This is a genomic window from Limosilactobacillus coleohominis 101-4-CHN, from assembly GCF_000161935.1.
In the GTDB taxonomy this organism is placed as follows: domain Bacteria; phylum Bacillota; class Bacilli; order Lactobacillales; family Lactobacillaceae; genus Limosilactobacillus; species Limosilactobacillus coleohominis_A.
The window spans coordinates 1-24,588 of the sequence record NZ_GG698803.1; the positions used below are offsets into that span (position 1 = coordinate 1).

21 protein-coding genes and 1 pseudogene are annotated in these 24,588 nt (G+C 41.7%); 13 read left to right on the forward strand and 9 right to left on the reverse strand.

What is annotated here, in order from left to right; genetic code table 11:
* Positions 1–41: 41 nt before the first annotated feature.
* Positions 42–1,589, reverse strand: a complete 1,548-nt coding sequence (gntK, locus tag HMPREF0501_RS03205) for a gluconokinase (protein WP_006916407.1) — start codon at positions 1,587–1,589, stop codon at positions 42–44.
* A gap of 287 nt (positions 1,590–1,876) precedes the next feature.
* On the opposite strand from gntK, the gene HMPREF0501_RS03210 reads away from it, so the two are divergent.
* Genes HMPREF0501_RS03210 through HMPREF0501_RS03220 form a run of 3 tightly spaced genes read left to right on the forward strand, consistent with a single transcriptional unit; the run spans position 1,877 to position 5,801 of the window.
* Positions 1,877–3,523: a mannitol dehydrogenase family protein gene (locus HMPREF0501_RS03210; RefSeq protein WP_006916408.1), complete on the forward strand. Its 1,647-nt coding sequence runs from the start codon at positions 1,877–1,879 to the stop codon at positions 3,521–3,523.
* A gap of 27 nt (positions 3,524–3,550) precedes the next feature.
* Positions 3,551–4,543, forward strand: coding sequence for a D-isomer specific 2-hydroxyacid dehydrogenase family protein (locus tag HMPREF0501_RS03215; RefSeq protein ID WP_006916409.1), 993 nt, complete (start codon positions 3,551–3,553; stop codon positions 4,541–4,543).
* Positions 4,544–4,592: 49 nt separating this feature from the next.
* Positions 4,593–5,801, forward strand: coding sequence for an NRPS condensation domain-containing protein (locus HMPREF0501_RS03220; RefSeq protein ID WP_006916410.1), 1,209 nt, complete (start codon positions 4,593–4,595; stop codon positions 5,799–5,801).
* A gap of 57 nt (positions 5,802–5,858) precedes the next feature.
* Here the strand turns inward: HMPREF0501_RS03220 and HMPREF0501_RS03225 are convergent, their stop codons facing one another.
* From HMPREF0501_RS03225 to HMPREF0501_RS03235, 3 genes are all read right to left on the reverse strand, one after another.
* A complete protein-coding gene (locus HMPREF0501_RS03225; protein WP_006916411.1) occupies positions 5,859–7,175 on the reverse strand; it encodes an APC family permease in 1,317 nt (438 codons plus the stop codon).
* A 214-nt stretch (positions 7,176–7,389) separates the two neighbouring features.
* Positions 7,390–8,871 (reverse strand): glucose-6-phosphate dehydrogenase, encoded by a 1,482-nt coding sequence (zwf, locus tag HMPREF0501_RS03230; RefSeq protein ID WP_006916412.1) that lies wholly within the window; start codon positions 8,869–8,871, stop codon positions 7,390–7,392.
* A gap of 199 nt (positions 8,872–9,070) precedes the next feature.
* The gene (locus HMPREF0501_RS03235) at positions 9,071–10,249 is read right to left on the reverse strand and encodes a CynX/NimT family MFS transporter (protein WP_006916413.1); all 1,179 of its coding nucleotides are present in this window, start codon (positions 10,247–10,249) and stop codon (positions 9,071–9,073) included.
* Between the two features lie 114 nt (positions 10,250–10,363).
* On the opposite strand from HMPREF0501_RS03235, the gene HMPREF0501_RS03240 reads away from it, so the two are divergent.
* The gene (locus tag HMPREF0501_RS03240; RefSeq protein WP_006916414.1) at positions 10,364–10,798 is read left to right on the forward strand and encodes a VOC family protein; all 435 of its coding nucleotides are present in this window, start codon (positions 10,364–10,366) and stop codon (positions 10,796–10,798) included.
* Positions 10,799–10,852: 54 nt separating this feature from the next.
* Here HMPREF0501_RS03240 and nrdI read toward each other — a convergent pair whose 3' ends face one another.
* Together nrdI and HMPREF0501_RS03250 are read right to left on the reverse strand one after the other, a co-directional pair.
* Positions 10,853–11,320, reverse strand: a complete 468-nt coding sequence (nrdI, locus tag HMPREF0501_RS03245) for a class Ib ribonucleoside-diphosphate reductase assembly flavoprotein NrdI (protein ID WP_006916415.1) — start codon at positions 11,318–11,320, stop codon at positions 10,853–10,855.
* Positions 11,321–11,338: 18 nt separating this feature from the next.
* Entirely contained in the window at positions 11,339–12,682 is a 1,344-nt protein-coding gene (locus HMPREF0501_RS03250; protein WP_081443417.1) for a hemolysin family protein, read from the reverse strand.
* Between the two features lie 176 nt (positions 12,683–12,858).
* Here HMPREF0501_RS03250 and HMPREF0501_RS03255 point away from each other — a divergent pair, with 176 nt between their 5' ends.
* Together HMPREF0501_RS03255 and HMPREF0501_RS03260 are read left to right on the forward strand one after the other, a co-directional pair.
* Entirely contained in the window at positions 12,859–13,377 is a 519-nt protein-coding gene (locus HMPREF0501_RS03255) for a hypothetical protein (protein ID WP_006916417.1), read from the forward strand.
* Positions 13,378–13,437: 60 nt separating this feature from the next.
* Complete coding sequence (locus HMPREF0501_RS03260) at positions 13,438–13,962, forward strand: DUF1836 domain-containing protein (RefSeq protein WP_006916418.1); 525 nt, start codon at positions 13,438–13,440, stop codon at positions 13,960–13,962.
* Here the strand turns inward: HMPREF0501_RS03260 and HMPREF0501_RS03265 are convergent, their stop codons facing one another.
* Genes HMPREF0501_RS03265 through HMPREF0501_RS03275 form a run of 3 tightly spaced genes read right to left on the reverse strand, consistent with a single transcriptional unit; the run spans position 13,963 to position 16,354 of the window.
* Positions 13,963–14,784 carry a TIM barrel protein gene (locus HMPREF0501_RS03265; protein WP_006916419.1) on the reverse strand — a complete coding sequence of 274 codons (822 nt, stop codon included), beginning with the start codon at positions 14,782–14,784 and terminating at the stop codon, positions 13,963–13,965.
* Between the two features lie 38 nt (positions 14,785–14,822).
* Complete coding sequence (locus HMPREF0501_RS03270; protein WP_006916420.1) at positions 14,823–15,623, reverse strand: Cof-type HAD-IIB family hydrolase; 801 nt, start codon at positions 15,621–15,623, stop codon at positions 14,823–14,825.
* Positions 15,624–15,625: 2 nt separating this feature from the next.
* Entirely contained in the window at positions 15,626–16,354 is a 729-nt protein-coding gene (locus HMPREF0501_RS03275; protein ID WP_006916421.1) for a GntR family transcriptional regulator, read from the reverse strand.
* Between the two features lie 156 nt (positions 16,355–16,510).
* Between HMPREF0501_RS03275 and ybaK the strand changes: the two genes are divergently transcribed.
* The 7 genes and pseudogenes from ybaK to HMPREF0501_RS03310 all read left to right on the forward strand — a co-directional run.
* Entirely contained in the window at positions 16,511–17,017 is a 507-nt protein-coding gene (gene ybaK, locus HMPREF0501_RS03280; RefSeq protein WP_006916422.1) for a Cys-tRNA(Pro) deacylase, read from the forward strand.
* Entirely contained in the window at positions 17,017–17,766 is a 750-nt protein-coding gene (locus HMPREF0501_RS03285; RefSeq protein ID WP_006916423.1) for a hypothetical protein, read from the forward strand. The genes ybaK and HMPREF0501_RS03285 overlap by 1 nt, the downstream gene beginning before the upstream one ends.
* Before the next feature lie 83 nt (positions 17,767–17,849).
* Positions 17,850–19,289, forward strand: coding sequence for a C69 family dipeptidase (locus HMPREF0501_RS03290; protein ID WP_006916424.1), 1,440 nt, complete (start codon positions 17,850–17,852; stop codon positions 19,287–19,289).
* A gap of 155 nt (positions 19,290–19,444) precedes the next feature.
* Entirely contained in the window at positions 19,445–20,647 is a 1,203-nt protein-coding gene (locus tag HMPREF0501_RS03295; RefSeq protein ID WP_006916425.1) for an ATP-binding protein, read from the forward strand.
* Positions 20,648–20,720: 73 nt separating this feature from the next.
* Positions 20,721–21,371 carry an HAD family hydrolase gene (locus HMPREF0501_RS03300; RefSeq protein ID WP_006916426.1) on the forward strand — a complete coding sequence of 217 codons (651 nt, stop codon included), beginning with the start codon at positions 20,721–20,723 and terminating at the stop codon, positions 21,369–21,371.
* Positions 21,372–21,615: 244 nt separating this feature from the next.
* Positions 21,616–24,015, forward strand: a complete 2,400-nt coding sequence (locus tag HMPREF0501_RS03305) for a phosphoketolase family protein (RefSeq protein ID WP_006916427.1) — start codon at positions 21,616–21,618, stop codon at positions 24,013–24,015.
* A 224-nt stretch (positions 24,016–24,239) separates the two neighbouring features.
* A pseudogene (locus HMPREF0501_RS03310) lies at positions 24,240–24,588 on the forward strand (fructose permease); the annotation flags it as partial.

Consider the following 24,588-nt stretch of genomic DNA (forward strand, 5'->3'; position numbering starts at 1 on the left):
GATTGAAAATCCGCTAACGGTTTTTAGTTTAACTTGAGTTGTTATTTGTTATAGAGTTTAGGAAATTCACGTTGGAATTCAGCGATGTCATCGTATTCACTAGCAAGTTCGCGACTTAGGCGAATGTAGATTGGAATTAACTTACGGTAAATTGGGTAATTATCCTTGTCTGGCTGATACTTCTTTTCTTTTCCGATGTACTTCGTAATCCCTTGAAGGTCACTTTCTAGGCCAAGACTCATCTTAGCAAGGTACATCGCAGCGAGACAACCACTTTCGTATGAATCAGGAATGGTAATTTCGTGTTCATAAATATCAGCCATTATTTGCCGACCAAGTGAGGAGCGAACAAAGCCACCAGCCACCAGGATATCCTTTGGATCTCCAGTAACTTCAGTCAAAGCAAGGGTTGTCATGTAAAGATTGAATACGATTCCTTCTAAGACTGCACGAATCATATGGGCACGCGTATGATTACGGTTAAGGCCAAAGAATGACGCCCGGGCATTGGCATCCCATAATGGGGCCCGCTCACCACCGAGGTATGGATGGAATAACAAACCAGACGACCCAGCAGGAACAGTTTCCGCAATCTTAGTCAGAATATCATATGAGTCTTGTTGGAGTAGTTTAGCCGTTTCCTGTTCGCCACCAAATAATGCATCATGGGCCCAGTTGAAAACAATTCCGCCGTTATTAATTGGCCCACCGACGAGGTACTTTCCTTCCATAATCGGGTAGCAGTACAGTCGGGCTTTAGGATCAATTAATGGTTTATCCATAAAGGAACGAACGGCGGCTGAGGTACCGATGTTGATGGCGAGGGTCCCGGTTTCAAGGGCGCCTACTCCAATGGTTGATAATGCACCATCAGTTGCCCCCATTACGATGTGGACGTCATAAGGAACACCCATTACTTTGGCGTATTCTGAACGAATGCCCACAATTGAGTGGGTGGTTGGAACTAAAGATGGTAACTGGTCTTTTTTAACCCCGACCATTTTGAGGATCTCATCATCCCATTGAAGGGTTTGCATGTTTAATAACCCAGTAGCGGCTGCCATGGAAGTTTCTTCAGCCAGCACGTTGGTGTAACGCCAAATGACATATTCCTTAATTCCAACCCAAAAGGCTGTTTTGTTGCAGAGATCCGGATGCTCATTTTTTAACCATAGTAATTTATAGAATGGTCCCATCGGGTGGATTGGTAAACCAGTGCGTTTATAAACTGCCAGTCCCTTGCCGTTTTCTTTAAATTGCCGAGCGTACTTCTCAGCACGATTATCGGCCCAAGTAATGGTTCTAGTGAGCGGCTTGTAGTTTTGATCCAGGGCAATGAGGCTGTGCTGCTGTGCTGACCAAGAGATTGCGACCACCTGTCCATCGGTTAGTTGGGCCTTGGTAACAACTTCTTGGATGGCTTGAAGGGTTGCGTTAAAGATGTCATCTGGATCTTCTTCAGCCATGTCTGGCTTATTTTGATATAAGGTATATCCCTTATTTGCTTTAGCAAGAATTTTGCCATTAATGTCATAAAGTAGCGCTTTGGTACTGGTAGTACCAATGTCAATGCCAACGATGTAATCCATAGTAATGCCTTCCTTTATGTTTATTTTTAAAGTAGTTGATTGTTGAAAAGTGATATATCAGATAATACTTAGTTACAGTTTAAAATGTTTTCTGAATGCCGTCAACACCATTCTAAATATTTATACACCAGTAAATAAAACGCTTTCTAAAATAAAAATTACTTGTCCGCTAAAATTGATAAAAAAGTTGAAAATAAATTGACATTAAGATGCCTCATGATATAATGAAAGCGTGTTCAGGTAATACTAATATATCAGTTATCCATTAACATTTATGGAGGGATCTTATGGTTAAAATTACGGATGACTACAAGAAGGACAAACAAGCTTTTGCAAAGGCTGGAATTAAAGTTCCGACTTATAGCCAGGAAGAAATTGCTAAAAAAACGTTAGCTGCTCCACGCTGGGTTCACTTTGGTGGTGGAAACCTATTTCGGGCCTTTCACGCAGCAATTGCTAGTCATTTAATTGATGCTGGTAAATTAGATGAGGGGATTATTGTTGTCGACACCCATGATGACAGTATTATCGAAAATGTTTATAAGAAATTCAACAATCGGATGCTTCGGGTCATTACAAAGGCGGATGGATCACAGGATCGTGAACTTTTCGCACCAGTTGCCGATGCCATCTATACTGGACCAGTAACTGATGATACGTCTAGTTTGGAAAAGTTAAAGGATATTTTTAATCAAGCTAGTTTGCAATTAGCTACTTTCTCAATAACGGAAAAGGGTTATGCTCTTAAAGATGCAGAAGGTAACTTCTTTGCTCCAGTTGCTCATGATATTGAGAATGAACCAGCTAAACCACAAAATAATATGTCGCTATTGGTAACCCTCTTATTATCGCGGTTTAAGAATGGGGCAACCCCAATTGCTTTGTTGAGTACTGATAACTTCTCCGAAAATGGGGATAAGTTGAAAGACAGTGTTCTGACGATTGCTAAAGCTTGGCAAAAGAATGGTTTTGTAGATCAAGACTTTATTGACTATCTTTCTGATGATAGCAAAGTTTCGTTCCCATTATCAATGATTGACCGGATTACGCCAAACCCTTCAGAAACTGTTTCTGAATCTTTGAAGAAGGATGGCTTTGAAGATGCTGATTTGATCCATACTGAATCTCACACAACGATTGCTGCATTTACAAACACTGAAGAAGCTCACTATTTAGTTGTGGAAGATAAGTTTCCGAATGGTCGGCCAGCCTTTGAGGATGATGGTGTGATCATGACTGACCGTGACACCGTTAACTTAGCTGATCAAATGAAGGTTACGGCTTGCTTGAACCCACTGCATACTGCTCTGGCAATTTACGGAACAATTTTGGACTTTAAGTCGATTTCATCAGAAGTTCAAGATCCTGATATGAAACGTTTAATTCTGCAAATTGGTTATGGTGAAGATCTACCAGTCGTTCAGGATCCAAAGGTTTTGAGCCCACGGGACTTTATTGATGAACTGGTTAACAAGCGGTTACCAAATCCATACATTCCGGATACTCCACAGCGGATTGCTGCTGACACATCACAGAAAGTTGGTATCCGTTATGGTGTCACGATTCAACACTACGTTGACGATCCAAAGCGGAACCCAGCTGATTTGAACTTCATTCCATTGGTAATTGCCACTTGGCTGCGTTACCTGATGGGCATTAATGATGAAGGCGAAAAGTTCCAACCTAGTCCAGATCCATTATGGGATGATTTGCATGCTCAAGTTGCCGACATCAAGTTTGGCGATGCCAACCAGGATGTTCATGATGCCATAAAGGGAATCTTATCCAATAAGTCAATCTTTGGTAATGACCTTTACGTAGTGGGCTTAGGTGATAAGATTGAAAGTGACTTCAAAGAAATGCTAGCTGGAAAGGGGACTATTCGGAAGACCCTGCAAAAGCATTTGGATGAAGAAAGTAAGAACTTTGACTAATTAAAGTAAGAAAGGGAATATTAGATTATGACTGAAAACAAGATTGCCGTAGTAAATTCAAGTAGCTTTGGACAAATTTTTAAGGAACACTGGGAAGAACTTGAAAAGATTGGTCAAGTTGACCGTTTCATGGTTGACCCTGACATTTCTGGTAAGGATTTAGCTGAAAAGTTAAATGGCTACAACATCATCATTGCTAGTGTTACGCCAAACTTCACTGAAGAATTCTTTGACAACATGGATGGTTTGCAATTGATCTCTCGTCACGGAATTGGTTACAACAGTGTTGATATTAAGGCTGCTAAGGAACACGGTGTAAAGGTCACGATTGTTCCACCGTTGGTTGAACGGAACGCGGTTGCAGAAGCTGCATTAACCAACTTGATGGCCCTGGTTCGTCAGGCACCAGCAGCTGCAGAACGTGAACGTGAGGGTCATTACTCAGATCGTGCTCACTTCATGGGTCATGAATTTTCTGGTAAGCAATTCGGTGTGATTGGTTGCGGAAACATCGGTGGTCGTGTTGCGGAATTATTCCACTTCTTTGGTGGTGACGTTTTAATCACAGATCCTCATCCAGCAACTTCTGATGAATGGTGGGCTAAGAACACCTGGGCTAAGCGAGTACCTTTGAATGAATTGCTTGCCAAGTGTGATTACATTTCATTAAATGCTTCACTTGATGATGACGATTACCACATGATTGATGCAGAAGCATTGAAGAAGACGAAAAAGGGTGTTTACTTTGTCAACCATGCCCGTGGTGCATTGATTGATGAACAAGCAATGATGGATGCAGTTAAGTCAGGACAAGTCGCTGGCTACGCTGCCGACGCAATGGAAGTTGAACCAGTTCCAGGTGACCATCCATTCTTGCATGATGATCACTGCCTGATCACACCACACACTTCTGCTTACACTTATGAATGTTTGCACGGAATGGGTGAAAAGTGTGTCTCAGACGTTAAGAACCTGGTTTCCGGGAAGCCTTTGGTTCGTGAATTAACGAGTCAACTTTAATTTAAGTCAGATTGATAAGGTTGGGTGCTAGCACCCAACCTTATTTCGTATGAGGAGCAATAATGATGGCAGATCCATTAAATATATTACATACAGTGGGGTTTCAGGAACTGTATCCGATTGTACGGGCAGAATACGACTGAGTGGTCCACTCGATCATGATCGGTTAATTAAGGCGGCACAGCGGGTTCATCAAATCATTCCGGAATTATTAGGTCAGTATGATTTAGAAAATAATCAGTTTATTAATGCCGGGTTTACTGAGCGTGACGTGATTCATTTTGTTGATCGACTCCAAGAGGGTGTTGCCGGAGATTTAGATTGGGAACGGCAGCCGCAGTGGGCAATCTATGTTTCCAATCAGCAATTAATCGTTTATGGAAGTCATATTTTATTTGATGGTGCTGGTTTTAAGGAGTTACTATACCTTCTTGCGGCAGCCTATAATCATCCGAAACAAGTCCAGTTAAAAAACCATCAGGATATTGACGGCATCAAACGTTTAATCAAACAAACCTTTTCAACTTCGCAGAACAATGACCATCCGAAAAAGAAATTATTCTTACCAAAGCTGGCTAATCCCCAGGGTGCTTCTGCCGTGTATCAGGTGATTGTACAAAGGATTTCCACTGATTTATTCCAAAAGCTTCACCAACGGACGCATGAGGTCGGGATAACGTTGAATGACCTTTTTATGGCAGCATTTGGAAAAGCAGTACAACAGTATTGTGGAATTGACGAAATTAATCTTGCTTGTCCCACCGATATGCGTCAATACCTCTCTGATGCAGATCAGCAACAGTTGCGAGTGCAAAATTTAACGGGGCGCTATAATGTGGGGATCAAAGCACCACTGGATGAAAATTTGGTGGATACAGCAATGCACATTCATGAGGATATGAATGCGGCTAAGGAACAGCATGCGTTTTTGGAATCGTTTCGGAAGATGTTGAATAACCTTGCTCAAGGAGCCACCGTTCAAAAATTACAGAGGGACGTTGAGCAACACTATCACGTTCGTGAAATTGCCTACACTAATATGGCAATTGTTGATGAACAGCGATTGGCTTTCGCTGGAATTAAGGTTCAAAAAGCTGTGTTATCGGGTGGCTTTCGCCGCATGCCTCACTACCAGATTTGTGTGAACACGTTCAAAAATCAACTCTCGTTAGTTGCGAATGTCATTGGGACGCCTGCAGAAATGCAATTAGCAAAAGCTGTAATGACGATGATGAGGTTATATTTATTGACATTTTAAAAAGGACGAGGACTCCGTTAAACGAGTTCTCGTCCTTTTTGAAAATCAAGATATTATTTATTCACCCTGTTCTTTCCGGGCTTTATCACGTTTGTTTTGACCAGTGATGAAGTAGAATGGCAGGATAATGAATAATGCACCGAATCCGGCAATTAGCTGGAATGGTTTAGCATGAGCAAGTAGCCATACCGAAACAATCACTGCGAGAATTGGAATAATCCAACCACCAGGAATCGTAAACGATGACTTTTTGTCCTTCATTGTCTTTCTGAAGACCATGACCGCAATACAAGTTGGAATGTATTGGGCAAACCGTGATACAACAGAAATGTTAACTAGGGTAAGGTAAGAACCAGACCATGCAATTGCCATTGCTAATAAAGTGTGAATAACGATCGCAACGTATGGCGCACCCTTACTGTTTTCGGCACCCAGTTTCTTTGGCATTTGGTGGTTATCAGCTAATGAGGCAGCTAACCGTGGGGAAATAAATGAGGAGTTCAGTGCCAAACCACCCATTGATAGGAAGGTTCCAACAATGATAACTGCTTCACCAGCACGACCAGCGACCGCCTGAGCAGCATCTTGGAGTGGAACAGAACTTTTGGCTAAGCCACTACCTAAAATCCCAACACACGAAACAACAACGAGGACGTAAATCAACGCAACCGCAATGATTACCAAGAGAAGCGCTCGTGGTAAGTTTTTCGATGCGTCCTTCATATTTCCGGCCGTAATGACCAGTGATTCAATCCCAGTGAAGACCATGAATAAAGTAATCGTGGCGTTGGCGAAGCCATTAGCTGAACTTCCTGGTAGGAAGAACGGCGTGAAGTTAGCCGGATGTAAGAAAAATAATCCAACAATTGCAACTAAAAGAATTGGGACTAACTTGGCGACCGTTACCACGTTGTTAAAGATTGCTGAAGTCTTAACCCCAGTCATATTAATACAAATTAGGATAATACCAATAATGGTTACAATGATGTTTTTGGCAGTCGTGGTTGCCCATGGCTTGTAGACACCACCGATCGCAGTGGCAATGGCTACGTATAGTGTTCCTTCGGCAATAATCCGAATGGCCCAGGTAACCACCCCAACTTCATATCCAATGAAAGGACCAAAGGCTTTTTTAGCGTACAGGTAGGCACCCCCGGTTTCCTTAAACCGTCCCGCACATTCGGCAAAACAAAGACCGATCATGAATACTAGGACAGCGTCGGCAAGTAATGCTAAGATACTAGCCGGACCGAATAGGTTATATCCTTGTCCAGGAAGTAGGAAGATTCCGGATCCAAGGATCCCGTTGACCCCAAAGAGTACGATACTCCAAAAGCCCATTTGTCTTTCGACAGAGCTACTTTTTACACTCATATTATGTCACCTCTCAAATTTTGGAGAATCTAACTACTACTTTATTATCACATTTTATGGGAGCAACCGCAAATTAGGATGTTGATTATATGCATTTGTAAGGCATTCGTGCAAAAATGCCTTACAATTTACGGTTTTCCAGCCCTTGTAATTGATTTCATTAAAGAAAGGAGGTTGGGATAATTTCCAACCTCCTTAATAATTTAGAAAGAATTTACTTGTTTAAGCGGTAAACCCATTGACGACCATCACGTTCTAGTAGCTCGTCTGCGGCAACTGGACCCATTGATCCAGGAACGTAATTCGGGAATTGAGGTTCTTCAATGTCCCAAAGTTTCCGTGCTACGTCAACAAACTTCCATGCATAGGCAATTTCTGACCATGAAGCAAAGTTAGTGTGATTACCTTCCAAAGCATCATGGAAGAGCCGTTCGTATGGTTCTGGTGATTCGGCCTTCGTAGAATCATCTTGCATGAACTTCAAATCAACTGGTTCGGTATTGAATCCTTGACCAGCACTCTTGGCGTTAACCCGTAGTGAGAACCCAGCATCTGGTTCAACAAAGATTGTCAAAACATTGCTCTTCAATGATTGTTCTGACTTCATCCGTGGGTTAGCGAAGATGTCAATCAATGGCTTCTTGAAGACAACGTCGATCCGGGTGAATTTGTCAGCCAGCTTCTTACCAGTTCGAACGTAGAATGGTACTCCTGACCAACGGTAGTTATCAAATAACAGCTTGGCTGCTACGAAAGTTTCGGTGTTAGATTGTGGATCAACACCATCTTCGTGGCGGTAAGCATTCGTATCTTGACCAGCGTCATATTGACCACGAACAAAGTTCGAAGCCGCTTCTGATGGAGTGTAAACCCGTAGTGACCGAAGTGCCTTGATCTTTTCAACCCGTACATCGCTATCGGTAAATGAGACTGGTTGTTCCATAGCAAGTTGGGCAACCACTTGCATGATGTGGTTTTGCATCATGTCACGGAGGGCACCGGAATTGTCATAGTAGCCAGCCCGTTCTTCGACCCCGAGTTTTTCACTTAACGTAACTTGGATGTTGTCGATGTAACGGTTGTTCCAGAGAGATTCGATGATGGTGTTACCAAAGCGGAGAGCTTCAATATTTTGAATCATTTCCTTTCCGAGGTAGTGATCAATTCGGAAAATTTGGTTTTCGTTAAACGTTTCAGAAAGTTCATCGTTTAATTTCTTGGCAGATTCAAAGTCCCGACCGAATGGCTTTTCGATAACAAGCCGGTTGTAACCATCATCAGAAAGGAGACCTTGCTTCTTTAAGTTCAGGGCAATCGTTCCGAAAAATTGGGGAGCCATTGACATGTAGAAGAGGCGGTTGTCGTCAGTACCAAACTTCTTACCTAATTCTTCAATCCGTTCCTTTAAAGCAACGTAGTGTTCAGGCTTTGTAACATCATGTGGTTGGAAGAAGAAGTGCTTAACAAAGTTCTTTGCTTGATCCTTTTCCGTTTCTTTGATGCTGCTGATGGACTTAGCAACCATTTCTTGAAATTCTTCATCGCTCTTTTGTCGACGAGAAGTCCCTAAGAGAGCAAAGTGGTCACCAATGTATCCCTTTTGATATAACTTGAATAGTGACGGGTAGAGCTTCCGTTGTGCCAAATCACCGGCAGCTCCAAATAATGTGATAACAGCTTTATTTTCCTTAGCCAAAATGTTCACTCCTCTTGAATACTAATTATATTCACTCATCGAGTATGATTATATACTTTCAAACAACCGATTGCATTAAAAAGGGAGCGTTTTCTTGACCGCTTAAAATTGTAACAAAATGGCTCAAATCGTAGACGAGTAGTGGCCTTGCGATTTGTTGAACGTTTGTCAAAAATTGGTCTAGGTCAAATTTTTTGGATTAAATCTCAATCACCGCTTCTTTTTCTGCTAATAAACCGAAAACTGTGCAGATTACCACTACTAAGAATGAAATGACGAGGCTGAAACTCCAGTTATTGGTGGCAGCCTTGAGCCATCCTGTGGTGACCGGGCCAAGGGCTGCAATGATATAACCGAGCGATTGGACCATTCCTGATAAATCACGAGTGGTGTTGGCATCGGTCGTTTTCAAACCAAAGAGGGTCATGATGAGTGAGTAACTGGCCGCCGTACCTAAGCCTAAGCACAGGGTAATAACCGTAAAATAAGCAAAATTGGCGGTATGAATGAGCAGGCCAAGAAAGCCAATGGCAGTGAGTAGTGATGAGCCGATAATTAACGATTGCCGATGAGCGAGTCGACTTGCCCATAGGGGGATTACGAAAGCTGCCGGCATTGAAAATAATTGCAAGAATCCAGCGATGATTCCAGCAGCGTTGCTCGACATGCCATAATCACGGGCGATCGTAGGCAACCAGGTTACAGTAATATAAAACGACATTGATGATCCGGCCATGTAAAATAATAGACACCAAGCTTGCCAGCTCTGCCAAATTGAACGGTGGTGATGCTTAGTAGTGATTGAACGGGGCGTTGATGGAATTGATTTAGCATTTGGCAGCCACACGATGAGGGTGAGGATTACTAATGCTGAAATTAACATCACAGCGATTTGCCAATTCCATAATAAGGTGAGTGGCGTGATGATGTACGCAAAAATGGCACTAAACATGTCTAATGAAACGCCGTAAAGGCTGGTCATTAAACCGACTTGACGTGGCAATTGTTCCGTAATGATTGCTGGAAGGAGGACATTAATAAACGTGATGGCGAGGCCCACTAAAAATGTTCCAAATAACAAGCTGGAGTAAGAAAAGATCCGTAAGTAGGCACCGATAGTAAGAACGATGAGTGCCCATAAGATGGCGAAGTTGTTGCCTAAACGTCGACAAATGATTGGTACAACTGATGAGAAGAGCCCAAAACACAGTAACGGAATGGTAGTTAGAATTCCCAGGTTAGTGACTGGGACATGAAAGCTGGTGGCAATTTCTGTAATGACCGATGGTAAGGCAGTAAAAGGTGCTCGCATACAAGCACCGAGAAGGATAATTCCAGAAATTAAAAGGGCTTTTTGCCGTGACTGTAATTGTTGCATGGTTCTTCTCCCGTCTTACTTAATTAACTTTATAGTAGCATAATTAGCGACCTGAATTTGACTAAGGGAGGTGAAAAAACTATACTATAAGAAGATTTTTTACGGAGGAAAACGATGGCGGCAGATATATACCCCTTTTTAACTTTCGAAAACAGCAAAGAAGCGATGGACTACTACGTTCAAGAATTTGGCGCAGAAATTATCGAAAGAACCCCGTTCACAGCGGAACAAATCCAAACGCTGGGACTCGATACAGATAATTTGGCAGATACAACGGCCCTTGGTCAGTTCGAGGTGGCTGGACACCGGATCTTATGTGGTGATGCAACGATGACGATGCCGCAGGCTTCATCATTAGTTTCTTTATTCTTGGATTTTGGTGGCGATGTGGCAGCTGCTAAGGAACTATTCGACCACTTGGCTTCATCAGACCAACAACGGGTGACCTTACCGTTTGCTGATCACTTAGTTGGGCGTCAGCTCGGTCAGATTGTTGATAAATACGGGGTGACATGGTACATTTCCGGTGGTGAAAAGGAAAATAATTAACTCTAAATAAAAGGAGCGTTGCAGCCGCAACGCTCCTTTTTGAATTCTCTAATTTTATTCTTCAACAGCTTTCCAGCGCTTTTGTAAGATTGAGTAGACATTATCGATATCTTCATCGGTTCCCCGTAACTCATAGTCTGCTAAGAATGGGGCATCAAACATATCACTGTATTTACGAGCGGTTAAACAGTATTGTTCATTAAAGTTTTTGTTGCCGCTCCCGACAACCCCAATGCACTTTTCAGCATTATCGTTGGAAGCAATGTATTCACCAAGGGAATTCGTCATTAATTCGTGAAAACCGGAATCGAACCCATTGCCACCGTCGAGGTAAGTCGGGACAAATGCGAAAAAGTCTTGTTCCTCAGCGGCTGGTAACGTCTGGTCAGAGATCTCTTTAAGGTTGATTTCGAGATCTTGGCTATTGATACTATGCTGTTGCTTAGCGAATGCTTGCAGACGTTTGAGGAATGAGCGGGTATTACCTTCGATTGAGATGTATAAGATATTCATTTTTTCCATAGTTGCTTATCTCCAATATTATGATTTATTTTGTGATGATGAATCTTGGTTGATGGCCGCAGCTTTGCGAACTTCAAACCAGTCAATATATGAATTTTCGTAATCACGAATTGTTAACTCAAGATTACCAATTTTAACGGTATCATTCGATTTGACGTGAGGAAAGTTGTCGAGAACGTAACCGGACAGGGTCACCGCATCGTCATCATCGAATTCTTTGATATCTTCATGGAAGAAGCGTTCAAAGTCATAAGTAGTCGTTTTGCCGTCCACTTTATAGTGACCATTTGGCAACTTGCTAATCATGTTGTCAGCGACATTATCAATTTCATCACGAACGGTGCCAAAGAGCTCCTCATAGATATCCTTATCAGTAATGATTCCTGAAGTACCACCGTATTCATCTACGACGACCACCATTGGTACCCGCGTGAGAATCATTTGCTCTAGGACTGCGGTGATTGCAGTATTCTCAGGGGTGGTTGGTAAGTGCCGAAGCACTTTGGAAACTGCTAAGTCACCATTAATTCGTGATTGCTTAATCAGGTCGTAGTTAAAAACATAGCCAACGATTTTATCCTTATCATTATCTGAAACCACGGGCAGCCGACTATCCTTAGTACGGATATATTCAGTCAGTGCTTCGTCCACCGTTTTGGTGATGTCAACGACGGTCAGCTGGGTACGGTCAATCATAATGTCTTTGGCGACTTTATCATTGAATTCGAAAGCTCGCTCCATATAAAGGAGGTCACCACGTTCGAGTGCACCTCCCTTAACAGAATTTCGGGTTAAACTAATAATTTCACCCTGAGAGAGCACCTCATCATTTTCATCTGCGGGCTTCATGCCGAGTAAGCGGACGATTCCGTTGGCGGATGAATTAAGTAACCAAACAAATGGGTAGAAGATGATATGAAAGTAGTGCAATGGAGTGACCGTTGCCATCATCATTTTGACTGGAATGTCAATGGCGATGTTTTTAGGAACGATCTCTGTCAAAACCACTTCTAAATAGGTCAGCAGTAAGACTCCGACAACGGCACTAATAACATGGACAACACTCGAATTTAATGACCAGCGGGGAAGCTGAAGGGCATCCACTAATAATTCTTCTAGGGTTTGTTCACCAATCCAACCAAGAATAATCCCACACACAGAAGTACCAACTTGAGTGGTTGACAGGTATTCGGTCAAATTAGAGACCATCTTAATGGCACGTTTGATTTTAATGGAGGGCTTTTTGCGGGCAGCTTGTTTTTCCTGGAGAGCGGTTATTCGAACCTGAACAAGGGCGAATTCAGCTGCGACGAAAAAGGCCGCGAAGATAAAGGTGACGATGATGATCAAAATGTTGATCATTATCTGACTCTGATCCACTGTTAAAGACTCCTCATGATAAATGTTTAACACAACGTTACAAAGTGATAATTAAGTTAATATTGCATAACGTGTTTTATTATACCATGGTAAACTAAAGACGAAATAGGCAAAACGTTGGCAATGACAAAAATAAGCCGCTTTCAGGGGAGAGAAAAATGAATCGGATTGTGATTATAAACCAGGGACAAACTGAACTTTGTCGGTCATTAAGTCAAAAATTAGACCATTGTCTGATATTAGACAGTTTCCAATGGTCGCTCGAACCATCAGATATCATTTGTTGGTTACCAGCTGATAATTCACGGGTTGATTTAGCAGTGACTGATTTAGTTGATTTATTGGATCGTAGTTCAGTTCAACCAGCTAAAATTATCATGAAATCAATCGCGGGGACGGCCGATGACGCTAGTGACCAGCAATTAACCAGTTGGTATGGAGAAAATGCACAGCAGATGGTGATGGACCACCTTTATGCCATCAAAATGATTGATGAATTAGAGTATCCATACACCATTATTCGAAGCTTGCCGTTAGTAGAGCAACCAATTGACCGTTTGGTGATGAATGAGGGACAGCAATTTTCTGGTAAAAATAGTAGTCTTCGGGCCACCAGCCAACTAATGAAGAAAGCAATTATGACGGATGAATTTCAAAATCAGTCTGTTGGTATCTAGTTTTTAAGACTAAGTTATAGTATATTATTTACTAGATAAAGAAATAGGAGGGTGCACGTAATGATCGAACAAGCATTTGAAGAGTGGCGTCAAGGACTTAGTAAAATGCATTTAGCTGCTTGGGATGAGCTACCGGAGATGAACCTGTACGTGGATCAGGTGGTTTCCTACGTTAATGACCATTTAGCCGGATTACAAGTGGAACCATTAACGAAGTCCATGGTTAATAACTACGTAAAAAAGGGCGCCATTATGGCACCCGTAAAGAAAAAGTATACTGCTTACCAAATTGCATCGCTCTTTGGAATTGCACTTTTAAAAAACATCTACTCGTTGGATCAGATCAAAGCTGGCATTGATCAGTTAACCATTAATAACTATCCGAAGGTCATTTATAATCGCTTTGTTGAGTTGTTCAATGGCCACCTCCAAGAAACCACGGCTCCTGATAATCATCTGCTTACGCCAACCAACGAAAAAATGCTGCAATTAGTGGTGGATACCGCTTTTCAAAGAATCTTAACGGTTCAATTACTAAAGGAAATGCAAAAAGCGGCTACGCCAGTGACTCCAAAAAAGAAATAGTTAATTTTGAAGTGAAATCAGATAACGGTGACTTTCCAGTTGTTCTTGGCAGTCATCGTTATTTTTTAGATTAATTTCATAAATACTGGTGGCATTTTGGTTTAACAGGGGCAACACCCCACGCCAGTCAATTTTACCTTGACCGAGAGGGAGACTGTCATGATTTTCACCCATGGAGTCAACCAAGTGGTAGTGGACGACTGATTCTTGCAAGTGACTCAGTGAAGCCTGTAGTTGCCGGTTATCACCGTGGCAATAGATGAAGCAGTGGGAGGTATCGAAAGCCAGACGATAGTGGTGGCTAAGAATCTCATCTTCCATTGCCGGATTGCCATAGCTAAAGATTGGTGAAATTGAGTTTTCAAACATAATGTGATTGCCACCCATGTCTTTAAACCGGTCCAGTCGTTTGAATACAACCTGCTGGGCGTCTTTCAGAGAAGGATATTCCTGAATGAATAAGTTAGTTTCCTTGGCGTAGGCACCATGCACAAGGCATTGCACGCCAAGGTCGGATGACAGACGAATCAACTGCTCGGTGGAAATTTCGATGAAGCGGTAGAGTTCTGGGAACTTACTTTCGGGGGCGACGAGGTCCGTATGCATTTCACCGAAAGTCATTGGGTGGTGGAGTACAATATTTTTCACCCCATGACTTTGAACAAACTGAACTGCATCATAAAGCTGCTGGTAACCATCATGAGTAAAATCATTTTGGTCAGTATAAAATTCGTATGTAGTGGGGTGATATTTTAGTCGATCGTTAATTTGCTGGGGAGACCGACTACCCTTTAAACCAAGCTGTGGAAGCATTTGAACCATCCTTTCTGTTTAAAAAATGGCTGAGTAATCCCAGCCACTTAGTCTAATTGTTGAAGATACTTTTCGATTGTACTAAGCACGCCGTTTTCATCATTAGTTGGTGCTAAGTGCTTAGCCAGTTTAATGACCCGTGGGTCTCCATTGGCCATGGCGTAACTTTCACCAGCAAGCTCAAGCATGGTCATATCATTTTGGCCATCGCCAAAGGCCATGATTTCACTTGAGTGCCAGCCATGCTTTTTCATCAGTGCTTTGAGACCAGTTGCTTTATGCAGCCCGCTGACAATTAAGTCCATATTGCCATAACCACTGGAAACGGCCGTTAATTGTCCAGCAAAATCGTGGTTGATTTTCGCTTGCATTTCTTGAGTGCGTTCACCAGGGACGTCCATCTGCAGTTTGACAATCTTATCATCAATTTCAGCTAGGGAGTCAATCATGATCATGCGGGGATAGTGGAGACGCACTCGGCTGATGAATTCAGGATCTTCATCTTTAAAGGCGAAGGCATGATGAAGCCCTGATAACAGGAAAGTGCTCCCGGGAGTATCATGGTGCAGTTTGAGGATGCCGTTAATTGCTTTTGGTGCTATTTCACCACAGTAAATCATGGTGCCATGATCGAAACACTCAACCCCATTTTCAGCGACAAAGCAAAGGTCGTTAACGTAGTCGGGAAATGCCATTTGTAATTGGTAAATCGGGTTTCCACTAGCAACAACAAATTGAATGTTATGTTCTTGGAGTTGACGAAAAACTTTGGCAAACCGCTGGTGATCGTAAGTGCTTTGTGAATTTAAGAAGGTGCCATCCATATCGACGGCGATTGCTTTAATCATGATTAATCCTTTCCTAAACTAACGAAGGTATTGAAACGCATATATTGATGGTGAATTCGCATGTTGGAAACTTCAAAAGGTGTCCCATCATCAAGAAAGAAAACCCCTTCCATAATGCCAACTGGTTCATTAGGAGTGAGGTTGAGGAGCTTTTGGTCCACAGCATTTGATGGTGATACGGTTAATGTCAGATAAGAACGGGTCACCGTTTTGCCCTTTTCCGTTTCTAGATAGTTAAAAATAGAGTTTTCCAAAATTTCTGGGGAGAGCGTTGGCAAAATTTTAATTGGAATGTAGCCGGTCTCGATCATGAAGGGCTGATCATCGATAAGTCGTAACCGTTCAATTTTGTAAACATATTCGTTCGCTTCCAAAAAGAGGTCCTGCTGAATTTCTTCGGGAGCGGGAATGGCTCGGTAGTTGAGTAGCTTGATGCTTTGCTTTTTGCCGTCAAACTGGAAACTATCGGTGATTCCCAGGTTGCTACCTTCATAGCGAAACATGGCCCGGTTTTTAAGGTAAAGGGGATTAATGAAGGTCCCAGAACCCCGTTTTTTGAAGATGATCCCCTGCTGAACGAGCACGTCGAGCGCGCGCTTGATTGAACTGCGGCTAACTTGATACATTTCACTCAAGCTACGTTCGTCCGGTAATTTCATTCCTGGATATTCGTTTTCTAAAATTTTTCCTTTTATATCTCTCATCACTGAGCGGTATACTAAATCTGACATAATTAATTGCTCCAAACTCCCAACGGTTGGGAAAGTTAATTGTGTTGGTTATAATCTATAATTAGTATACCAAACTTTCTTGAAGTGGTAATCACTTTTACAAAATTGGACCGTTCCATAAACGGTAATTTTTCGAAAAAAGGAGTCCAATTCATTATGAGTAAAAAGAAGAAAAAGGGTCAATTGAAGAAGACCCAAGTTGAGCAGATCCTAGATAAGAATAAAATTGCATATCATCAAATGGCATTCCAAACTCACCAGGATGGGGATGTGCGCACGATGAGTGTTGACCATTTGGGGATTGATGAGCACCGGATTTACAAGACTTTAGTATTGGAAGGGCCCACCACTGGTCCATTAGTGGGAGTTGTTCCAGTGGATTCGCACTTGGATGAAAAAGCATTGGCGCGCGTATCCGGCAATAAAAAAGTCGAAATGATTCCTTTGAAGAAGTTAGTTAAGACAACGGGCTACGTCCATGGTGCGAACACTCCAGTTGGCATCTATGAGAAGAGTCATTTTCCAATTTTTATTGATCAGGATGCCCAAAAGGAATCTACTATTTTTGTCTCATCCGGACAAATTGGTCGTTCGGTGGAGTTAAATGCGAATGATTTGGCAAAATTAGTTCATGCTGAATTTGCTGATTTACAACAAAAATAATGGGAAATAATTTTTTACAAATTCTTTGGTCACTCGTTAGTACGATTGTGATTGGCCCGGTCATTATGGGAAGCTTGGTCGTTGCAGTCAGTCGAGCCAACAAACGGTTGTCAATTGTTCTTGGCGGCTTTTATGGTCAGGTGATTCTTGGTGGCATTGGAGTGATAATTCATGAATTAAGTCATCTGGTGGTGGCGTTATTGTTTGGTCATCGGATTGATCGGGTCAGTCTGCTCCATATTCCTGATGCTCATGATCCGAATGATCGGGGCTTAGGATACGTGAGCCATGTCTGGAATGATGATAGCCTATACCAAAAGATTGGCAATGTTTTTATTGGCATTGCACCGGTCATTGGCTGCTCATTGGCGATGGTAATTAGCACCCGTTTCTTAGTACCAACGCTTTATGATCGTTGGTTACTAGCGATTGGTGGAGGAACAATTACTAATCAACCGCTATTGTGGTGGCATGTTTTAATTTGGCTGGTGTTAATGATCAACATTAGTGTTGGTGGCTTTGATCTTAGTGGAGCGGATTTACAAAATAGCCGCCAGGGATTAATCGCCCTCGGCGTGGTATTGATCATGTTGGCCTTCTTACTGAGTTTGGTCACGGATAATCGAACCATTTCAGGGCAATTGTTCCATTTGATGCGTCCTTTAATCATGATGATGAGCTTCGCAATCGTGGTGAATGCCGTTTTGTGGGTGCTTCTCCGTTTAATTGTCGTCTTCAAGAAGCGCTAATGAATAATTGACCGTTTTTTTGTTCAGGACTAGAATTAAAGAGACCGTAATATTTTTGAATTAAATAAAGAAGGGATTTATCCATGAGAAAAAAGCTTACTGCATGTACAACCATCTTGGTTGGGAAGAACGCAACGGTTGACGGTTCGACACTTGCTGGTCGGAATGATGATACGCCAGCAGCAATCACACCACAACGGTTTGTTGTTTATCCTGCCTACCATGACAACCCAAACCAAGTTCATGCATATTTGAACAAGTTTGTTGGTGATCGGCCGGCAGACGGTTACCGTTACCAAGGGGTACCAAACGTTGATTTGAAGAAGGAAGGTACCTTTGACGAAAACGGCTTTAATGAAAAGAATATTGCAATGTCCGCAACCGAAAGCTTTTATGCGAATGAACGAGTACTGGCTGCTGACCCAATGAACACTGAATCAGGGATTAACGAAGATGCCATGATGGCAATGGTTTTGCCATTTATCAATAGTGCTCGTGAAGGGGTTGAATACCTCGGTAAGTTAGTTGCTAAGTATGGTTCTGCTGAAGGTAATGGTGTGATCTTCTCTGATAAGGATGACATTTGGTACATGGAAATTGCCACGGGTCATCACTGGGTGGCTCAACGGATTCCGGACGATTGCTATGCTGTAACTGGGAACCGGGCGGCTATTCAAGATGTCGATTTCAATGATCCAGATAACTTTATGTGGTCTGACGGTATTCAAGAATTTGTAGAGAAGAACCACTTGAATCCAGATATTGACGAATGGAACTTCCGGCACATCTTTGGGACTGCGGATGTCTTTGACTTGCATTACAACACACCACGGCAATGGTATGGTCATTTCCTGTTTAGTCCAGACAAGAAGATGGATCCAGAAGACTTTGACCTCCCATTTATCATGAAGGCCCAACACAAGTTTACGGTTGAAGATCTAGAAAAGTACTTGAGCTCTCACTATGACAACACGCCATATGATCCAATGGGCCACATGGGAACGCCACAACAAAAGTTACTATACCGGCCAATTTCATTGAACCGGACGCAGAACTCGCACATTATGCAAATTCGGCCAAACGTTCCGGAATCTGCATCAGCGATTATGTGGATGACCTTTGGGGGAATCCCTTCATTCTCACCATACATGCCATTCTTTGCACAAGTTGATGATAATGATGCACGGTTGCGGAATACACCGATGAAGATGGACTTAGACTCTGATAGTACGTATTGGCTATTCCGGCAACTTTCCATGATTGTGGAATCCCATATGTCAGAATTTGCAAAGCCTGACTTGGACTACTTGAAGAGCATTCGTCAATACTTCCACAGTTGGGTTGCTGAAAATACTGATAAGCTGGATGGATTGTCTGATAAGGAAGCCACCGCTTATCTGAATGACCGGACAAAGGGCATGTTAGATGAAGTTCATCAACGGACCAAGACCTTGATGGCCGAATTAATGACTAAGGGTGTTGAAATGTCCAAGCTGACTTTTGACATGGATCCCAACCTATAATTACCAATCTAATTTAAAAGCGCGACAGGAAATTTCTGTCGCGCTTTTTCAGTATAGAGAAACTTTTAGGTAAATTTCCGATTATTTTCAGTATGGAGAAAATTATTAGGAATAATGCTATAATTTTCAGTACAGAGAAAATCTGGAGGGACATTATGAAAATCATTCAACGACCTTTATATATGCAAAAAATACTACCAATGATCAATACCGAGTTTATTAAGATTATTACGGGAGTTCGTCGTTCTGGGAAGAGTTATCTTCTTTTAATGATTAGAGATGAATTATTAAATCATGGCGTTGACTCTGAGCAAATTATTTATCTAAACTTTGAAAATCCTGAATACTTAGATATTTTAAGTTTTGATAAGCTCTACCAATACTTAAAAGAAAAAGTAAATAGTAATAAAAAGGTCTATTTCTTATTTGATGAAATTCAAGAAGTCAGTCAATGGCAAAAATTAATTAACGGATTACGGGTGGCGTATGATTCAGATATTTATATTACGGGTTCTAATGCGTCAATTTTGTCGGGGGAATTAGCAACCTATTTGACAGGACGATATGTTGAAATTAAAGTTCAGCCATTGACTTTGAATGAATATTTAAATTTTAAAGGCTATTCTGATTCAGCAGAGAAACATTTTAATGATTACTTGGAGTATGGTGGCTTTCCAGCAGTTGTTTTACAAACGGACAATCAGTTAAAAAATGATGTATTAAAGGGAATTTTTAATAGTATTTTACTTCGTGATGTTACCCAACGGGCAACAATTAAGAATCCGGAAGCTTTAGAACGAATTACATTATTTTTACTGAGCAATATTGGTCAGTTAGTAAATGTTAATCGAATTGCCAATACTCTGCGATCCAGCGGACTAAAAATTAGCAATAATACAATTGAAGGATATTTAAAGCTACTCGAAGAAGCTTATTTATTTTACAAGGTACCGCGGTACGATATTCGAGGAAAGGAATATTTACGTGGTCAAGGAAAATACTATGTGGTTGATTTAGGCTTTGTGCGCTCTCAGTTAAGACGTCAAGGGACCAACCGCGGATCAATGATTGAAAATTTGGTGTTTTTGAAATTACTAAGTGAAGGCTACGAAGTGTTTGTTGGTAAATATGATAATAAAGAAATTGATTTCGTGGCGATCAATAACGATGAAACAGTTTATTTACAAGTTACCGATCATATTCCACAAAGTAGTAAACGGGAAACAGATAACTTATTGCATTTAGCAACAGGCTATCGAAAGATATTAATTACTAATTCTTGGAGCGATGTTGGAGAAATCGATGGAATTCCCGTTATTCATCTAGTTGATTTTCTAACTAACTTTAAAGGTAAATAACCCAGTAATTTAATGCTAAAATAGGTTTGCAAAAGAAGATTGATTGAGGCTGACTTTTTAAAAGGAGAAAACCATGATTTTAAATTACTTTTTTGATTTTGATAAAACGTTAGCCAGTTCTGGTGATGCATCAGTGAAGGCGACTAAACAAGCCTTTCAAGATAATGGATTGACGGTGCCAACGACTGATGAGATTTTAGACGCAATGGGGATTCCTGCTGAAGTCTCCTTTCCTCAAATGGCAAAGGAAGCTTTGTCTGCTGACCAAGTTGCTAAACTCGTGGCGCGGTTTAGAAAAGTTTATAGTGACTATGAATTAGCATCGACCAAGCTTTATCCGGGGATTCAGGACATGCTTGATCAACTAACTCAGCGCCATAAAAACTTATTTATCGTATCTAGTAAGCGAACGGATGCCGTGGATCGTAATTTGAATAATTTGAACATTCGCCACTACTTCAAAGATGTGGTTGGTTGTGATCAGGTTGATCATTACAAACCAGCACCAGACGGTATTTTGCTGCTTATCGATAAGTATCAATTACAAAAAGATGATTGTATGATGATTGGTGATGCACGATATGATTTGCAGATGGGTAAGGCCGCTGGTGTGCATACCTGTGGTGTGACCTGGGACGCGTTTGATATTGCTAGTCTGAAACGTGAAGAGCCAACGTACTTAATTGATGCGCCAATGGAATTAATTTCATTGGGACAGGATTAGATCAATTTGGGTGGGGAATTGTTAAAATTCCGCATCCTTTTTATGTCTAAAAAGTGAAGATGGGCTCGTAAAGGTTGATATGACGGCAAAACGATCCTTTGAAAATTGGACCGTATCAATTTCTAAAAAGGTTGACTTTTCGTCAAAATGCTTTATCATTAAAGTCGTAAATTGAATAGATTTACGATGCGTTACTTTAGTCGAATACGTAGTTATTTCTTTATAGAAGGAGTGTTATATTACAATGACAGTAGATTACGATTCCAAGCAATACTTGGAAAATGTTGATGCTTACTGGCGTGCTGCTAACTACCTTTCAGTTGGTACACTGTTCTTAATGCACAACCCACTGTTACGTCGTGAATTAGAGGCTAAGGATGTTAAGCCTAAGCCAATTGGTCACTGGGGTACGATTGTTCCTCAAAACTTCATTTATGCACACTTAAACCGTGTTATCAAGAAGTACGACCTGGACATGTTCTACATTGAAGGTTCCGGTCACGGTGGCCAAGTTATGGTTAACAACTCATACTTGGATGGTTCATACACTGAAATTTACCCTGACTACACTCAAGATGTTAAGGGTATGGCTAAGCTGTTCAAGCACTTCTCATTCCCAGGTGGTACTGCTTCACACGCTGCCCCTGAAACTCCAGGTTCCATCCACGAAGGTGGGGAATTAGGTTACTCACTTTCACACGGTGTTGGTGCAATCTTAGATAACCCAGACGTTATCGCTGCTGTTGAAATTGGTGACGGTGAAGCTGAAACTGGCCCATTGGCTGCTTCATGGTTCTCAGACAAGTTCATCAACCCAATCAAGGATGGTGCGGTATTACCAATCCTTCAAATCAACGGTTTCAAGATTTCTAACCCAACCATTGTTTCTCGGATGACCAACGAAGAACTTACTAAGTACTTCGAAGGGATGGGCTGGAAGCCATACTTCGTATCAGCTTACACTGATGGCGAATTTGATGGTTTGAAGCCACACATGGAAGTCCACGAAGAAATGGCTAAGGTTATGGACAAGGCCATTGAAGAAATCAAGGCTATCCAAAAGAACGCTCGTGAAAACAACGATGACTCACTGCCACAATGGCCAATGATCATCTTCCGTGTTCCTAAGGGTTGGACTGGTCCTAAGAAGGATCTTGATGGTAACCCAATCGAAAACTCATTCCGTGCTCACCAAATTCCTATTCCGGTATCACAAGATGACATGGAACACAAGGACATGCTTGTTGACTGGATGAAGTCCTACAAGCCTGAAGAATTATTTGATGAAAATGGTCACCCTGTAGAAGCAGTTACGATGACTACTCCTGAAGGTGACAAGCGGATGGCAATGAACCCAATCACTAACGGTGGAATTGATCCTAAGCCATTAGTTCTCCCAGATTACCGTGACTTTGCCGTTGACGTTAAGACTCCAGGTTCTGTTGTAAAGCAAGACATGATTGAATGGGGTAAGTACCTGAACAAGGTTGCTGAATTGAACCCTAACAACTTCCGTGGATTTGGTCCTGATGAATCTAAGTCCAACCGTCTTTACGCAATCCTTGACGATCAAAAGCGTCAATGGATGGAAGATATCCACGAACCAAACGATGAAAACATGAACCACTCAGGTCGGATGATCGACTCACAACTTTCAGAACACCAAGCTGAAGGATGGCTTGAAGGTTACACTCTGACTGGTCGTCATGGTTTCTTCGCAACTTACGAATCATTTGGTCGGGTTGTTGACTCAATGCTGACTCAACACATGAAGTGGTTACGGAAGGCTAAGGAAATGTACTGGCGTCATGACTACCCAGCACTGAACTTTGTTGACACTTCTACTGTCTTCCAACAAGACCACAACGGTTACACTCACCAAGATCCAGGTCTGTTAACTCACATGTACGAAAAGGAACGTCCTGACTTAGTTAAGGAATACCTTCCTGCTGATACTAACGAATTGATGGCCATTTCTGATGTTGCATTCCGCAACCGTGAATGCATCAACATCTTCGTAACTTCCAAGCACCCACGTGCACAATGGTTCTCCATTGATGAAGCTACTGAAATCGCTAAGAACGGTCTTGGCTACGTTGACTGGGCTTCTACTGATCAAGATGCTGATCCTGATGTTGTCTTTGCTTCTGCTGGTACTGAACCAACTGAAGAATCATTGGCTGCAATCAGCATTCTTCACGAAAACTTCCCAGAATTGAAGATTCGTTACATCAACGTTGTTGACATTATGAAGTTAATGCCAATCGAAAAGAACCCTGAAGGTTTGACTGATGAAGAATTTGATCGTTACTTCACTACTGATGCTCCTGTAATCTTTGCATGGCACGGTTTCGAAGACATGATTCAATCACTCTTCTTCCCACGTCACAACCACAACCTTCACGTTCACTGCTACCGTGAAAATGGTGACATTACGACACCATTTGACATGCGTGTCTTGAACGAACTTGATCGTTTCCATTTAGCTAAGGATGCTATCCTGAATGTTAAGGGCTACGAACAAAAGGCTGCTTCCTTCGCTCAAAAGATGGATGACATGGTTGCAAAGCATAACCAATACATCCGTGACGAAGGTAAGGATCTTCCAGAAGTTGAAAACTGGGTATGGAAGACTTTGAAGTAATAACTACTAAACGTTACGCGTTTTAAATCTAAAAGGAGTTGAGATTTTCTCAACTCCTTTTTTGTTTGGCCTAAAATATTGAAGAAAATCGGAATCCATAAGCGGGGCAAAAAAATCTGGAAAAGAACGCAGAAAAAATTGTGAAACGTTTGACAATCGGTTGTACAGGGAGTAAATTAATAGCTTGTAAGCACATTCATAAGAGGAAGAGAGGGAGTTAATTTATGGATGAAGTACCTGTTCAAGGGAAAGTTCAAGCGCGAACAATCTCTTTAACGGCCAGCTGGGCGTTTTTTGCGTTCTCAATTGTGATCAATTCAATGGGGAACGTTTTAACATTGGTAACAAGTTCACATGTTCACCCACATTTTTTGGGGTCGGCGTACTGGACTGCCGCCGAAAACAACCTGGGGATTGCCGTTTTAGGTAATAATTCAATGACGCTATTCTGGGCCTTCATGGTCTTAGGGATGCTGACGTCAGTATTGAACGCAATTTTAATGCATAAGTGGGACTGGAGAAGAATTGGGGGCAATTTTATTTTTATGCTGCCATTCTCAATTTTCATTCAAT

What these genes read in the sequence shown, in the direction of transcription:
- gntK (WP_006916407.1), bottom strand. Translation starts at nt 1,589, where the DNA reads ATGGATTACATCGTTGGCATTGACATTGGTACTACCAGTACCAAAGCG.
- HMPREF0501_RS03210 (WP_006916408.1), top strand. Translation starts at nt 1,877, where the DNA reads ATGGTTAAAATTACGGATGACTACAAGAAGGACAAACAAGCTTTTGCA.
- HMPREF0501_RS03215 (WP_006916409.1), top strand. Translation starts at nt 3,551, where the DNA reads ATGACTGAAAACAAGATTGCCGTAGTAAATTCAAGTAGCTTTGGACAA.
- HMPREF0501_RS03220 (WP_006916410.1), top strand. Translation starts at nt 4,593, where the DNA reads ATGAGGAGCAATAATGATGGCAGATCCATTAAATATATTACATACAGT.
- HMPREF0501_RS03225 (WP_006916411.1), bottom strand. Translation starts at nt 7,175, where the DNA reads ATGAGTGTAAAAAGTAGCTCTGTCGAAAGACAAATGGGCTTTTGGAGT.
- HMPREF0501_RS03235 (WP_006916413.1), bottom strand. Translation starts at nt 10,249, where the DNA reads ATGCAACAATTACAGTCACGGCAAAAAGCCCTTTTAATTTCTGGAATT.
- HMPREF0501_RS03240 (WP_006916414.1), top strand. Translation starts at nt 10,364, where the DNA reads ATGGCGGCAGATATATACCCCTTTTTAACTTTCGAAAACAGCAAAGAA.
- nrdI (WP_006916415.1), bottom strand. Translation starts at nt 11,320, where the DNA reads ATGGAAAAAATGAATATCTTATACATCTCAATCGAAGGTAATACCCGC.
- HMPREF0501_RS03250 (WP_081443417.1), bottom strand. Translation starts at nt 12,682, where the DNA reads ATGATCAACATTTTGATCATCATCGTCACCTTTATCTTCGCGGCCTTT.
- HMPREF0501_RS03255 (WP_006916417.1), top strand. Translation starts at nt 12,859, where the DNA reads ATGAATCGGATTGTGATTATAAACCAGGGACAAACTGAACTTTGTCGG.
- HMPREF0501_RS03260 (WP_006916418.1), top strand. Translation starts at nt 13,438, where the DNA reads ATGATCGAACAAGCATTTGAAGAGTGGCGTCAAGGACTTAGTAAAATG.
- HMPREF0501_RS03265 (WP_006916419.1), bottom strand. Translation starts at nt 14,784, where the DNA reads ATGGTTCAAATGCTTCCACAGCTTGGTTTAAAGGGTAGTCGGTCTCCC.
- HMPREF0501_RS03270 (WP_006916420.1), bottom strand. Translation starts at nt 15,623, where the DNA reads ATGATTAAAGCAATCGCCGTCGATATGGATGGCACCTTCTTAAATTCA.
- HMPREF0501_RS03275 (WP_006916421.1), bottom strand. Translation starts at nt 16,354, where the DNA reads ATGTCAGATTTAGTATACCGCTCAGTGATGAGAGATATAAAAGGAAAA.
- ybaK (WP_006916422.1), top strand. Translation starts at nt 16,511, where the DNA reads ATGAGTAAAAAGAAGAAAAAGGGTCAATTGAAGAAGACCCAAGTTGAG.
- HMPREF0501_RS03285 (WP_006916423.1), top strand. Translation starts at nt 17,017, where the DNA reads ATGGGAAATAATTTTTTACAAATTCTTTGGTCACTCGTTAGTACGATT.
- HMPREF0501_RS03290 (WP_006916424.1), top strand. Translation starts at nt 17,850, where the DNA reads ATGAGAAAAAAGCTTACTGCATGTACAACCATCTTGGTTGGGAAGAAC.
- HMPREF0501_RS03295 (WP_006916425.1), top strand. Translation starts at nt 19,445, where the DNA reads ATGAAAATCATTCAACGACCTTTATATATGCAAAAAATACTACCAATG.
- HMPREF0501_RS03300 (WP_006916426.1), top strand. Translation starts at nt 20,721, where the DNA reads ATGATTTTAAATTACTTTTTTGATTTTGATAAAACGTTAGCCAGTTCT.
- HMPREF0501_RS03305 (WP_006916427.1), top strand. Translation starts at nt 21,616, where the DNA reads ATGACAGTAGATTACGATTCCAAGCAATACTTGGAAAATGTTGATGCT.